Source organism: Paraburkholderia lebeckiae (genome assembly GCF_050436225.1).
GTDB classification, from domain to species: Bacteria; Pseudomonadota; Gammaproteobacteria; order Burkholderiales; family Burkholderiaceae; genus Paraburkholderia; species Paraburkholderia tuberum.
This window is the reverse complement of sequence record NZ_JBNDLU010000001.1, coordinates 2,438,054-2,450,687: the sequence shown is the minus strand read 5'-3', so window position 1 is coordinate 2,450,687 and position 12,634 is coordinate 2,438,054. Positions and strand designations below refer to the sequence as shown.

General features: G+C 60.3%; 7 protein-coding genes and 1 pseudogene. 6 read left to right on the top strand and 2 right to left on the bottom strand.

Annotated features, from left to right (window positions below):
* Positions 1-33: 33 nt before the first annotated feature.
* Positions 34-1,383, top strand: a complete 1,350-nt coding sequence (gene gudD, locus OKW45_RS11445; RefSeq protein ID WP_018423673.1) for a glucarate dehydratase — start codon at positions 34-36, stop codon at positions 1,381-1,383.
* 122 nt (positions 1,384-1,505) lie between these two features.
* On the opposite strand, the gene OKW45_RS11440 is transcribed toward gudD, so the two are convergent.
* Complete coding sequence (locus tag OKW45_RS11440) at positions 1,506-3,014, bottom strand: MFS transporter (protein ID WP_429469352.1); 1,509 nt, start codon at positions 3,012-3,014, stop codon at positions 1,506-1,508.
* Positions 3,015-3,392: 378 nt separating this feature from the next.
* Here OKW45_RS11440 and OKW45_RS11435 point away from each other — a divergent pair, with 378 nt between their 5' ends.
* From OKW45_RS11435 to OKW45_RS39640, 3 genes are all read left to right on the top strand, one after another.
* Positions 3,393-4,565, top strand: a complete 1,173-nt coding sequence (locus tag OKW45_RS11435; RefSeq protein WP_429469349.1) for a porin — start codon at positions 3,393-3,395, stop codon at positions 4,563-4,565.
* An 87-nt stretch (positions 4,566-4,652) separates the two neighbouring features.
* A complete protein-coding gene (locus tag OKW45_RS11430; RefSeq protein ID WP_018422560.1) occupies positions 4,653-5,645 on the top strand; it encodes an IS5 family transposase in 993 nt (330 codons plus the stop codon).
* A 551-nt stretch (positions 5,646-6,196) separates the two neighbouring features.
* The gene (locus tag OKW45_RS39640; RefSeq protein WP_503129151.1) at positions 6,197-6,619 is read left to right on the top strand and encodes a KPHS_23130 family T6SS system protein; all 423 of its coding nucleotides are present in this window, start codon (positions 6,197-6,199) and stop codon (positions 6,617-6,619) included.
* A gap of 50 nt (positions 6,620-6,669) precedes the next feature.
* On the opposite strand, the pseudogene OKW45_RS11425 reads toward OKW45_RS39640, so the two are convergent.
* Positions 6,670-7,254 (bottom strand): annotated as a pseudogene (locus OKW45_RS11425) (type VI secretion system contractile sheath domain-containing protein); the annotation flags it as partial.
* A 255-nt stretch (positions 7,255-7,509) separates the two neighbouring features.
* Here OKW45_RS11425 and OKW45_RS11420 point away from each other — a divergent pair.
* Both OKW45_RS11420 and OKW45_RS11415 read left to right on the top strand, forming a co-directional pair.
* A complete protein-coding gene (locus tag OKW45_RS11420) occupies positions 7,510-9,837 on the top strand; it encodes a type VI secretion system Vgr family protein (protein WP_429468103.1) in 2,328 nt (775 codons plus the stop codon).
* A 2,141-nt stretch (positions 9,838-11,978) separates the two neighbouring features.
* On the top strand, positions 11,979-12,617 hold the full coding sequence (locus OKW45_RS11415; protein ID WP_429469346.1) for a DUF8812 domain-containing protein: 639 nt from the start codon (positions 11,979-11,981) through the stop codon (positions 12,615-12,617).
* Positions 12,618-12,634: the final 17 nt, after the last annotated feature.

Sequence of the window (12,634 nt, the reverse complement as noted above, 5' to 3'; positions counted from 1 at the left end):
GCCGGCCTACTTCATCACACAGGTGCTTTTCCCATGTCCACCAAACCTACCGAATCGAACGCCACGCCGGTCGTCACCGAACTGCGCGTCGTGCCCGTCGCCGGCCGCGACAGCATGCTGATGAATCTGAGCGGCGCGCATGGTCCGTTCTTCACGCGCAACATCGTGATTCTGCGGGACAGCGCGGGCCATACCGGCATCGGCGAAGTGCCGGGCGGCGAGAACATCCGCAAGACGATCGACGACGCGCGGCCGTTCGTGGTCGGTCAGTCGATCGGCAATCTGCATGCGATTCTGAACAAGGTGCGCACGCAGTTCGCCGATCGCGACGCTGGGGGGCGTGGCCTGCAGACCTTCGACCTGCGCACGACGATTCACGCGGTGACCGCGCTCGAAGCCGCGCTGCTCGATCTGCTCGGGCAGCATCTCGGCGTGCCGGTCGCGGCACTGCTCGGCGAAGGCCAGCAGCGCGACGAAGTGGAAATGCTCGGCTACCTGTTCTATATCGGCGATCGCAACAAGACCGATCTTCCGTACGCGAACAACGCCGGCGCGCGTGACGACTGGGAGCGCGTGCGCACCGAGAAAGCGCTGACGCCGGAGACGGTCGTGCGTCTTGCCGAGGCCGCGAAGGCGCGCTACGGCTTCAACGACTTCAAGCTGAAGGGCGGCGTGCTGCCAGGCGACGCCGAGATCGAAGCGGTCACGGCTCTCGCCGAGCGCTTCCCCGAAGCGCGCGTGACGCTCGACCCGAACGGCGCGTGGTCGCTCGCGGAAGCGGTGCGCCTGTGCCGTGACAAGCACGATGTTCTCGCCTACGCGGAAGATCCATGCGGCGCGGAGAACGGCTATTCGGGACGCGAAGTGATGGCCGAGTTCCGTCGCGCTACCGGCCTGCCGACGGCGACCAACATGATCGCGACCGACTGGCGTCAGATGGGTCACGCCATCCAGCTGCAATCGGTCGATATTCCGCTCGCCGATCCGCATTTCTGGACCATGCAGGGCTCGGTGCGCGTCGCGCAGATGTGCAACGACTGGGGCCTCACGTGGGGTTCGCATTCGAACAACCACTTCGACATTTCGCTCGCGATGTTCACGCACGTCGCGGCCGCGGCGCCGGGCAAGATCACCGCGATCGATACGCACTGGATCTGGCAGGACGGTCAGTTCCTGACGCAAGATCCGCTGCAGATCGTCGGCGGTAAGGTCAAGGTGCCGCAGAAGCCGGGGCTCGGCATCGAACTCGATATGGATGCGCTCGAGAAGGCGCACGCGATGTATCAGCAGCACGGCCTCGGCGCACGCGACGACGGCGTTGCCATGCAATATCTGATTCCGAACTGGAAGTTCGACAACAAACGGCCGTGTCTCGTGCGTTAAGGACGATTTAACTCAATCAAAAGCCCTGGCGGGCTGCACGAAAGGTGCGGTTCACCAGGCTTGCATTGCACGGTGCGAGATAGCCGCACCGCGGATGTCGGCGGCCATCATCGGGCCACTTGTCAGCTCTTGCGAAACACCACATGCGAAATCCGCTGCACCAGCAGCGCGGCCGCGAGCGATGCCACCGCCGTCAGCCACACGCCGATATGAATCGACTGCACGAGCGCGTCGCGTGCGCTATCGATCAGCGCGAGCGTATCGAGTCCCGAGGTCTTCATATCCGCCATCAACTGAGTGCGCGACGCGTCGTCGATCAGGATGCGCAGATCGACGAAACGCGGCCGCCATTGCGATGAGGCCGGCTCTCCGAGCACGCTCATCGTGCGCGTGACGACATTGCGATAGTGATGCTGCACGACAGTCGCGACGATGCTGGTGCCGAGCATGCCGCCGACCATGCGCGTCGATTGCAATAGCGCGGTCGTGATGCCGAAGCGCTCGCGTCCAGCGATCTCCTGGCCGAATACGTTCAGGTTGTTCAGGATGAAGCCGAGGCCGATGCCGACCGCGCCCATCGGCAGCACGATGCGCCAGTGCGGCGTGTCCGGATTGGCGAACGCGAGCGCGATCGACGCGAACATCAGCAGCCCGAAACCGATCGTCAGAATGCGCGTGGGCTTTTTCATGTGAATCACGATGCGCGTGTTCACCACACTACCGAGCGCGATGCACGCGGCGATCGGCGTCGCGAGCAGGCCGGCCTGCTGCGGCGAAAGACCGAAGCCGCCTTGCAGCAGCAAAGGCGCGAAGAAGATCAGCGAGAACATCACGAATCCGGACAGCATGCCGAGCGTGAATAGCGTGACGAGCTGCGCGTCCTTGAACAGATCGAGCGGAATGATCGGATGCGTGGCGCGCTTTTCGCACCTGAAGAGTGCGATCGCGCCGGCGATCACGCACGCGCCGAGCACGAGATTGCCCACGGTGAGGCCGTGCTTCGGCACCGCTTCGATAAACGCCTGCAAGCCGCCGAGCACGCATGCGACGAGCCCCGCGCCGAACCAGTCGATCTTTACGTCGCCGTCATGCGGCCGCCGGAAATTCGGCAGATGCATCCAGATGAAATAGAGTGCCGCCGCGCCAACCGGCAGATTGACGAGAAACGTCGAGCGCCAGCCGAGGTGCTCGCTCATCCAGCCGCCGAGCGACGGGCCGGCCGCCGTACCGATGCCGTAGGCCGCGGCCAGCACGACCTGCCAGCGCACGCGGGTGCGCGGGTCGGGGAACAGATCGGGAATCGACGCGAACGCGGTGCCGACCATCATGCCGCCGCCGACGCCTTGTAGTCCGCGCGCGATCGCGAGAAACAGCATGCTGTTGGCGAGGCCGCACAACACGGACGCGACCGTGAACGTGATCACCGCGGCGATCACGAAGCGCTTGCGGCCGAAGTAGTCGCCGAGCCGCCCGAACACCGGCACCGTGACGACCGAGGCGAGCAGGTACGCGCTTGCGATCCACGCAAAATATTCGAAGCCGTGCAGCTCGGCGACGATCGACGGCAGCGCGGTGCTGACGACGGTCTGGTCGAGCGCGACCAGCATGTTGACGAGGCCGATGCCGAGCATCGCGTAAAGCGCGTGGCGAAACGGCAGGGCGGGGGCGGGGGCGGCGGCGGCGGAACTGGCGGGGGCGGTGGAATTCACGGATCGGGCAGAAGGCGGTTCGGGGTGGACGCTGCACGGCGGATCGCGGTCAGGCTCCCGGCGATTGTGCGCAAGTTGTCTGACGTCTCGGGGATTATACGGGTTTCCCCTTGGTCAAAATCATTCGTCGCACGAAAAACCACACGGCGCGGGAAAAAAGGCGGTGCCCCCGGGCACGGCGCCGCACACGGGCCGCGGCGACTCCTGCATCGCCGTTCTCCAGTCGCGGATGCTGGCGCGCGCTTGCATCGTTGGGACGTGCGCGAGCGTACTGGACGGCCCGCACGGGTTCGCCCGAACGTGGTAAGTTCGCTCGCGGAATATCCGATCGATGTGTTCGAGGAGGAACTCATCCTGCGTCACGCCATGGCTTTCCTGCTGAACACAGTCCGCGAAGCCTTGACGATCAGCGTCGGCGTGAGAGCGGTTTGGGGAGGTGGCGCGCTTCTGCTCTATGCGCACGGCGCAGCCGCCGTCACCGACATCGATACCGGCACCGGCGCCGCCTCGGGAATCAACACCGGCTTCGTCTCGCTGTATGGCGTGATCGACACGAGCGTCGAAATCACCGACCCCGGTTCGGGCTGGGTCGCGCGCATGGACTCCGGCGCGTATCGCGGCTCGCGGGTCGGGCTGCATGGCGCAGAGCCGCTCGGGGGCGGCAACGCGATCGTGTTCACGCTCGAAAACGGCTTCAGTTCGACCGACGGCAGCTTGCAGGTGCCCGGCTCGATCTTCAATCGTCAGGCATGGATCGGCGCGAGCGGCAGCTGGGGCGAACTGCGCGTCGGCCGTCAGTATTCGCCGATCTATATCCCGTTCAAGGGCGATCTCGACGCGTTCGGCGCTGGCACGATCGCCTCGGGGCTCAACAATCTGTCGAAGATTACGCCGTATGCGAACAACGCGGTTGCGTATCTGTCGCCGCGCATCGCCGGCTTCAGTGCGACGCTGATGATGGCGACGCGCGATCCGTCCGAGGGCGACGGCAACGGCATCGACGGTTATTACGTGACCGCGTCGTATCGGCTCGACCACCTGCATCTGCTGTACGCGCGCCAGCAGACGCACGGTGCCGGCGCGCTGCGCGCGAACCTCGGCGGCGCGAACTACGCCTTCGGCAAGCTGCGCGTGTGGCTGTCCTTTTTCAACGGCGATGGCGGCACACCGGTCTATCACGGCGCGGGCGGCTCGCTGTCGGCGCAGTACAGTTTTTCGACCAATGCGCGTGCCTCGCTCGGCTATGCGCACGTGCGCGACTACACGACGCCTGGCGGCAGTGCGGACCAGTTCAGCGCGGCGTTCGAATACAGCATGTCGCCGACGCTGCTGCTGTATTTCAGCGCCGCCTATCTCGCGAATCACGACGACTCGCGCTTCACGCTGCGCGGCGTCAACGTGACCGGGCTGCCCGTTGCCTATCCGGGCGCGCCGGTCGCGGGCGTCCAATTCGGTGTGATAGAGCGGTTCTAGGGAAACACTGATTTATCAGGCTTGGCCGTCATCGCTGAGGTGTCCGAGTGCGTTGTAGAAGGAAGCTCACGGAACGGACCCATAGTGATGAAGCGGCAGATCAGCTTTGCAGAAGCGGAAAGTGCGGGCAAGAAGCGGGTGACCAGGCGTCAGCGCTTCCTGACAGAGATGGAGAGGGTCGTCCCATGGCCGCGGTTGCTGTCGGCGATCGAGCCGTACTACCCGAAGGGTGAGCGTGGCCGTCCGCCGATTGGTCTGGAGCGGATGCTTCGAATCTACTTTCTGCAGCAGTGGTACGGCCTGTCGGACGAAGGTCTGGAAGACGCGATGTACGACAGCATCGCGATGCGAGCCTTCGCCGGCATCGATCTGGCGGTCGAGGACGTTCCGGACGCGACCACGCTGTTGAAGTTCCGGCGCCTGCTGGTCGAATATGACCTGACGCGGAAGCTGTTCGACGAGATCGGCATTTCGCTGTGCGAACGCGGATTGATGATGAAGGAAGGCACGCTGGTCGACGCGACGATCATCGAAGCGCCGTCGTCGACCAAGAACGCCGGGAAGAGTCGCGATCCGGAAATGCATCAAACGAAGAAAGGTAACGAGTGGCACTTCGGCATGAAGGCGCACATCGGCGTCGATGCCGATTCGGGACTGGTTCACAGCGTGGTCGGCACGTCCGCCAACGTGTCGGATGTCTCGCAAGCCTATGCGCTGCTGCACGGGCATGAAGAGGAAGCGTTCGGCGACGCGGGCTACATCGGCGTAGACAAACGCGACGAAATGAAGGGCAAGTCGGTGAAGTGGCGCGTGGCGGCCAAGCGCGGAAAGATCAAGGCGATGCAGGACGGTCCGCTGAAGGACCTGGTGGTTGCGGTCGAGCGAACCAAGGCGCAGATTCGCGCACGGGTCGAGCATCCGTTTCATATCGTCAAGAACCTGTTCCGTCATCGCAAGGTGCGCTACAAGGGACTGGCCAAGAACACGGCGCAACTGTTCAGTCTGTTCGCCCTGGCGAACCTGGTGATCGCGCGAAACCGGTTGCGGTCGGTTCATGGGAGCAGTCCGTCATGCGTGTGAAAAATGCGAGAAATGAGGCGCATCCTCAGGTCAAAACTCACCAGAATTGCCAACGCTTCATTTCGGCATCCGGAAATTCCGAACCAGCGCCGCCGACAACCTCGCGGGATGGCCTATTAATCAGCGATTCCCTAGCGCGCATCGCAATACGTCAAGCTTTCAGTCGAGTCAATTCACCCATTGGATAAAAGCGCTTGAATGCGGGCGCGAAATCACATGTCGCGCGGACCTGATTAATTGATATATGGTGAGTACACTTTTGATGCGACCGCGGATCGACGAAAACGTCACGCGAGTCGGAATTGCAAAAGCGTCACGAATAAAAAAAGCCGACATAATGTGTCGGCCTAAAGATTCTGACATCCGAGGCTGACTGCCAGAACCTGAGAGACAGTCTCCTCTCCTCAATGAGAAAGCGCTTGGGCGAATTGTCAACCCTTTCTCAATGACGTGACAATGCATCTTGGATTGGGACTGTTGGAGCTCAACTCGGCAGTTCAAACAAGGACTCAATCGAAAGTGAATGCAGATTTCGTGGTCGATATTTTCTGATGTCTTGGCCTATCCCCGTTTTCACAAAGATCGAATACCCGAAGCCGATCTCCTGGCGCCTGTGGCTGCCAACGCTCGCTGTTGTCGCTGCGGGAGCAGCAGGGGCCGTTTTGCTGCTGTGGCCGCACGGTAAGTCAACACAGACGCTCCAGTTCTGGACCACTCTGATCGGTGCACCGCTGGTTGCCTGTGCTCTCACGTTCGGTTCAGAGTTGGATCACTGGGAAGACGAGCAGACCGGCGCGGAGGAATCCGAAAAGGAGCAGGAACGCCTTAAAAGCATGTGGTGTGAATGGACTCGCCGCCACTTGTGCGTCGTCGATGCAGCAGTCTTTCCTGCGGCCACAGCCGAAATTGCCAGATTCGCCGGTGCGAAAGCCGAGCTCCCGACCAACAGCGACCGCAGCGTGACATTTGACTGAGTGAAGGGCTCCGCGACTGCGTTCCGACGTACACGCCTGTTGCATCTCATCGCGCGCTCGAAGTGGCCAGACAGATCGCGTATGCCCGCGACTTCCTCCATCGACGTCCTGCCGAAGAACTCCGGCGAAACCGCGCCAATAAAAGGCATGTGCGCCGCGGCCGCTACCTTCGACAGATTACGCAGCAACGCAATGTCGGGTGCGCTGGCATCAAACTCGTAATTCGCGATGACCGCGGCGAAGGGGTACGCGCCCGGCGTATCGTATTCCTGGGTGTATGTCTGGAGGAAGAGGCCGCTCTGGATCAGTTCGGGCGCATCCTCGAAGTCCTGGCGCAAGGTCTCTTTCGAGACATCGAGCACCTCGATACGCACGTTGCGACGAAGGTCTGTCCGGTCAACCAGGAATTGCAGGCCACGCCACGCAGACTCAAGCGTCTGGAAAGCGGGGTGGTGGAGGATGGTGTCGATCTGCCTGCCGAGTAACAGGTCGATGGTGGCGAGATCGTGGTCAATGCGTAATGCATCTGTGGCATCCACGCGCGCACGCTCATCACGCGCACCGTTCCGCGTGAACGAGTCGGGTGTCGTGGTCTTCTGGTCTCGCTGCGTGCTGTTCTGGAAGCTTGCGCTCATCGTTCAGTAACTGATATCCCGGCTTCGCTTAACTGGTGATATTTAGCACGCGATACATCTCAAAACCAGCCTTAAAGGTCAACAATTGTCAGTGACCGATTAAAAACAACAAACACTACCTGTCGACGCGAGCACTGCTTCACTGGCAGATCGAAGGCGCGTAATGTACTCACCCCAAATACCCATTGGTTACGCGATCGTATTTCATGCGTAGCAGTTCCGACGTACTGCTGATCAGGTGAGGAATAAGCAAAAATGGCAAGCCTGTATGACGAAGCGAGGAAGGTTGTATCGGATCTGACGGCGACACCAGGACGTCAGGCGTATTTCCTGGATGTGCCGGGGACTGACAGTGCAACACAACTCTCGGTCGTGTCATTTGACGCGTCCGAAAAGATGGGCGAACCCAACCTTGTGCGCATCGTGGTGACCCATCCGGGCCAGCTTGCACGCACCGACTACCTGAGCCGGGATGCGGTCTTCAGGATCGTGCCAGACGATGGCGTGCCGAAGATCTTTTCGGGATACATCGAGCGCTTCTCGACAATACAGACGACAAAGGATTTCAGGAAATATGAGTTTTACCTGAAATCCCACATCGGACGGCTTGCCGCAGTCGACAACACGCAGATCTACCAGCATCAGACGATACCGGAAATCATGGCGGCGATCCTGCGACGTCATGGTCTGCGCGAACACCAGTTCTCTTTCCGCCTGCGGAAACAGTACCTCAAGCAACTTTTCCGTTTCCAGTACAGGATCAATGATCTGGCCTGGCTGCAGATGCTCATGCAGAAGTCGGGCATCTACTTCTATATTGTTGAGACCGAGTACGGCGATCAGGTCGTGTTTGGTGACGACATCGATCACTACATCTACGACCCGCGACTCATCGTGCCGTACCGTGAAGCGGCGGGTCTCGAAGCGGGCGGAGTAGAGGCCATCACGTCGATCAGGACGCATACGGAGACGGTGCCGCAGTCGTTCGTCGTCGCGGACTATAACCCGGAAAGCGCCTGGGAGCGTTTTCGGGATGAAGCGAACGTTGCGCCAGACGATCCCACCACCTACGGGCAGCCGTACATTTACGGTACGAACCACCTCGACCAGGACGGCGCAAAGTGGGAAGCACAGTTGCGCCACGAAGCGGCGCTCGCCCGCCAGATCGTGTATGAAGGCGAGAGCACCGTGCTCTCGCTTCAATGCGCGCGTGTCCTGGAGACGGATGTTGCTCTGCCCGATGCGCCGAAAGGCCAGGTGGTCACCGAGATCACCCACAGCGGCGCACGCGACAAGCCCTATACAAACAGCTACAAGGCCATCCCGGCCGACCGACGTTTCCGTCTTGAACTGAAGCCAGACACCTGGCCCAAAATCGCCGGCACACTTTCAGCGCGAATCTGCAGTCCGGACAAGTACACGTATGGGTACCTGAATTCCGTCGGCTATTACGTGGTGCGTTTCGACGTGGATTTTGCGGACTGGCCGAAGGGCGGTGAAAGTGTGCCACTGCGCATGGCAAAACCCTTCGCCGGAAAGCTGCACACCGGCATGCATTTCGTCGCGCTGGATAATGACGAAGCCGTGATTTCCTTCAGGGATGGGGATCCCGACAAGCCGGAAATCACGGCTTTCCATCACCACAGCCAGGCCCGCGACCTCATCACGAACGACCGGCGCTGGCTGTCGCGCAACATGATCCGTACGCAGAAGAACAACAGGCTGCGTATGGAGGACTGGGAGGGCCAGGAAGGCATCAAGCTGAGCACGGAGCATTCCGGAAAGTCACAGCTCAATCTGGGCTATCTCGTGAACCAGAAGCTCGAATACCGGGGTGAAGGCTACGAGCTCCGGACATCGGGTTACGGAGTCAACCGGGCGGGTAAAGGTCTGCACCTGACGGCGTATGATCGCCCGGCCGCGAGCGGTCAGCAGCTCGACATGCAGGAGACCATTGCGCAGCTCGAAAGCGCGCTGGCGACCGCAAAGGCGCTGGCAGCATCCGCCAGCAGCGCGAAGGCCGAGCCTGCAGACACCGATGCGCAGCAGCAGGTCAAAAGCGATCTCGACGGGCTGAAGGAACCGGGGCTCCTGATGAGTACCCCGGCCTCCGCGGCGCTCGTCACGGGCCAGGGTCTGCAGTTCGCAGCAAAGGACAATATCTCGGCTGTTGCCGGAAAGAACGCCGACTGGAGCGTGGTGAAGCGGTTCACGGTTGCGGCCGGCGAGAAGATTTCGCTATTCGCCCAGAAGCTCGGTATCAAGATCTTTGCAGCGAAAGGCCCGGTCGAGATTCAGGCCCAGAGCGATGCAATGTCGCTGTTCGCCGATCAGGACGTGTCGGTGTCGAGCGTGAACGGTACGGTACGCATCAGCGCGAAGAACGAACTCGTTCTCGAATGCGGCGGTGCGTTCATCCAGCTCAAGGACGGCAACGTCACGCTCGGTGGTCCTGCCGACCTGTTCTTCAAGGTCATCACAATCCAGAAGAAGGGCGCGGCGTCGATGCAGATTTCCCCGAAGCTGCCCACGGCAAATGACCTCCCCGACCTGACCGGGCATGGCTCCAGGTTTTCTGGCTAAACTCATTCGATCTGTAAATGGCCTCTCCACAAAACCATCCGCCGGCGCCGCAGAACAATCCGGCAAATACACCGTCTGCTTCGTCACTGACATGGCGATATCCTTTTCCAGCGAAGGACGGCAAGGAAATCACCGATCCGCAGATTTTCTACGGCGCGCTGGGAGCCATGAGCGATGGTTTTTTCCCGCTTGGTGTAAATGGCTTTCCGCACGGCGGCGTTCACTTTGGTCCGGCTTCTGCGTCACGCGTAGACCAGTCCAAGGGCGTGCGGGTTATTGCTGACGGCGATATCGTCGCCTACAAGCTCGACGATACGTACCCGCATCTGCAGTTCACGCAGACGCGGGACTGGGCTCTGTACTCGACAGGCTTTGTGCTGGTCCGTCACAAAATGACAATGCCTGCAGCGCCTGGAAGTACCACCGCACAACCGGCCGACGAGACGCTGACATTCTTCAGCCTCTATATGCACATGGCAGACTGGAGCACCTACCTGGCGGACGGCACGCTCGACCGACCAGGCTGGTGGCCTGGTGTGACAGCATTCCGCATTGGGGCGAAGGACACGCAGGTTGGAGGCGGTGCATCCGGTGCGCTCGTATACACGGCGCCGACGGCAGGCAAGAAAAACAGGTTCACCCCTGGGCAATATGTCGGCTTTTTACCAGAAGGAAGTGAAATCACCGTCGGCGAAACGCGCGGTCCGTGGGGGCATATCAAGGCGATTACATCGGGGGTGATGGTTGCTCCTCAGAGCGGTGATTATTTCGGCTGGGAAGACGGACCGCAAGCGCCATGGCTGGTTCCAGATGGCGTCAGGGCGAAGGCTGCGCCAGGGGAGGGTCCCGTCCCCGACGTCGTCAAAGAGACTGAAACACCACTGACACCCGAAGGAGACTGGGGGTGGGTCTATCTGCACGATCAGCAGGCCGTAAAGGAGCCGACGGGTGTCGGCACCGTGGTTATTCCCCCGTCGGACCACCCCCTCCACGTGAGTGCGGGGACATTGTTGGGGCAGCTTGGAGAATATATCGACTACGAAACCTCAACGCCTCTGCCGCCGGTCCCGAGCCGGCAGTTGTTGCATCTGGAGGTTTTCGCCGACGAAACGCTAAAGGCGTTCATCGAGAAAAGCCGGGCGCGGGCTGCGGAGCTGCCCCAAGGTGACAAAACCATTTTCGTTATCCAGGCAGGTGCGAAGCTCATCGCAAAGCCAGTCGGCGCTGACGTCAAACTCGGCGACGGGGCGCAACTTGCCAGGCTCACGCTTACCCCTAACAGTCCGAAAACTGGGCCCTGGGTACAGGTCCAGCCGTGGATTCCGGGTCCGGGAGGGCACGCGCAACAATACCAGGGACCAGTCTGGATTGCGCGTTCCGGATTGAACCGGCCCGGTTCCCCGAACGGAATGTCTGCGTGGAAATCGTTTCCGTTGCAATTGAGTCAAGCCAGCTCACCGGTCAACTCGGATCTCGTGGCTTATCCGCGCGCGGAACTGAATTCGCTCGGTGACGGAAACGTTGCGGTCGACGACAAGGGAGTAACCTGGTGGCGCCTCGAAGTCGGTACGGGTTCAGGGCAGACGGCCACGGGTTGGGTTTGTGGCGGAAGACAATCTGACGGTAGCGGAAATCAGCCCGGCACGCATTGGGAGAGTCCGTGGGCATGGCCGGGCTTTGAAATCGTCGACGCAACGGGCATTAATCTCACTGACGCTTTCAAGCGAAACCTGTCGGTTACCGGCTCGGCGAACCCTAAAGAACAGAAGGCATTCGCGCCCTCCACGGAGGCCGTCGGCAATAGCGCTCTATTGTCGAAGCTCGAGCAGACTGTAAGTCGTTTGCCTTCGTCTGGTGCGACGAAGGACGATCTGGGCAAGGACGGTAGTGTGATTGTGACTGCGGTCAAGTTACGGCAGGCGCTTGGACGCCGGTGGCTGGCAAGTGACTTGGGACACGTCATCCTGAAATACGAAAGCGAATGGGGCGGTGGCGTGAGCCGTTGGGAAGCGCTTACCCCACTCATGCGTAATGCGGCGGAGAACTGGAAATGCGAACTGGAGCGCATCAGGAAGCTTCAGTGGTGGGATTCGGTCAAGGGCAAGCTGGATGAGTTCCCGTCTAGTCCTGTGGTGAATCACATGCACCCTGTGGCTATGATTGGCAATTTCGTTCGAAGCGCCGGCGTGAGTTCGATCTCGGATGATGGAATATATTTTATTTTCTCCCACGAAGCGCTGGCAGGCACGACCAATCACCTTCATTGGCCCGGTGGTGCTAGTGGTGTAACACTAGGCGCGGGATATGACATGAAAGAGAGATCGGCTAGTTCGATCGCATTTGACATGAAGTCCATTGGACTTCCTGACGCAACAGCACAAGCGATTGCCAATGGGGCGGGGTTGCAGGGAAGTGCCGCACATACATTTGTCAACGCGAATCTCAGTCTCGTTAATTTGAGCAATGACCAACAAGTACAGTTACTGCGTCACACCGTTCCGTTCTACGAAAATATGGTGCGCAAAGCAATCAAGATTCCACTAAGTCAAAATCAGTTCGATGCGCTTGTGAGCTTTGCTTACAATCCTGCCGCAAGATGGGGAAGCGTTACCAATTTCATAAATAACGGACATGTCGATCGCGCAATGGCAAAGATCAGAGAGGGAAATACATCCGGCGGCGTTGTGATGCCGGGACTCACAAATAGGCGGTCGGATGAGGTGAACCTCTACATGAATAACCGGTATGAATTTAATGGCCAACCGCTCCCACCGAGATAAGTGCGAATGCACTTGAG

What these genes read in the sequence shown, in the direction of transcription:
- OKW45_RS39640 (WP_503129151.1), top strand. Translation starts at nt 6,197, where the DNA reads ATGTCTTGGCCTATCCCCGTTTTCACAAAGATCGAATACCCGAAGCCG.
- OKW45_RS11430 (WP_018422560.1), top strand. Translation starts at nt 4,653, where the DNA reads ATGAAGCGGCAGATCAGCTTTGCAGAAGCGGAAAGTGCGGGCAAGAAG.
- OKW45_RS11440 (WP_429469352.1), bottom strand. Translation starts at nt 3,014, where the DNA reads ATGCTCGGCATCGGCCTCGTCAACATGCTGGTCGCGCTCGACCAGACC.
- OKW45_RS11420 (WP_429468103.1), top strand. Translation starts at nt 7,510, where the DNA reads ATGGCAAGCCTGTATGACGAAGCGAGGAAGGTTGTATCGGATCTGACG.
- OKW45_RS11415 (WP_429469346.1), top strand. Translation starts at nt 11,979, where the DNA reads ATGCACCCTGTGGCTATGATTGGCAATTTCGTTCGAAGCGCCGGCGTG.
- gudD (WP_018423673.1), top strand. Translation starts at nt 34, where the DNA reads ATGTCCACCAAACCTACCGAATCGAACGCCACGCCGGTCGTCACCGAA.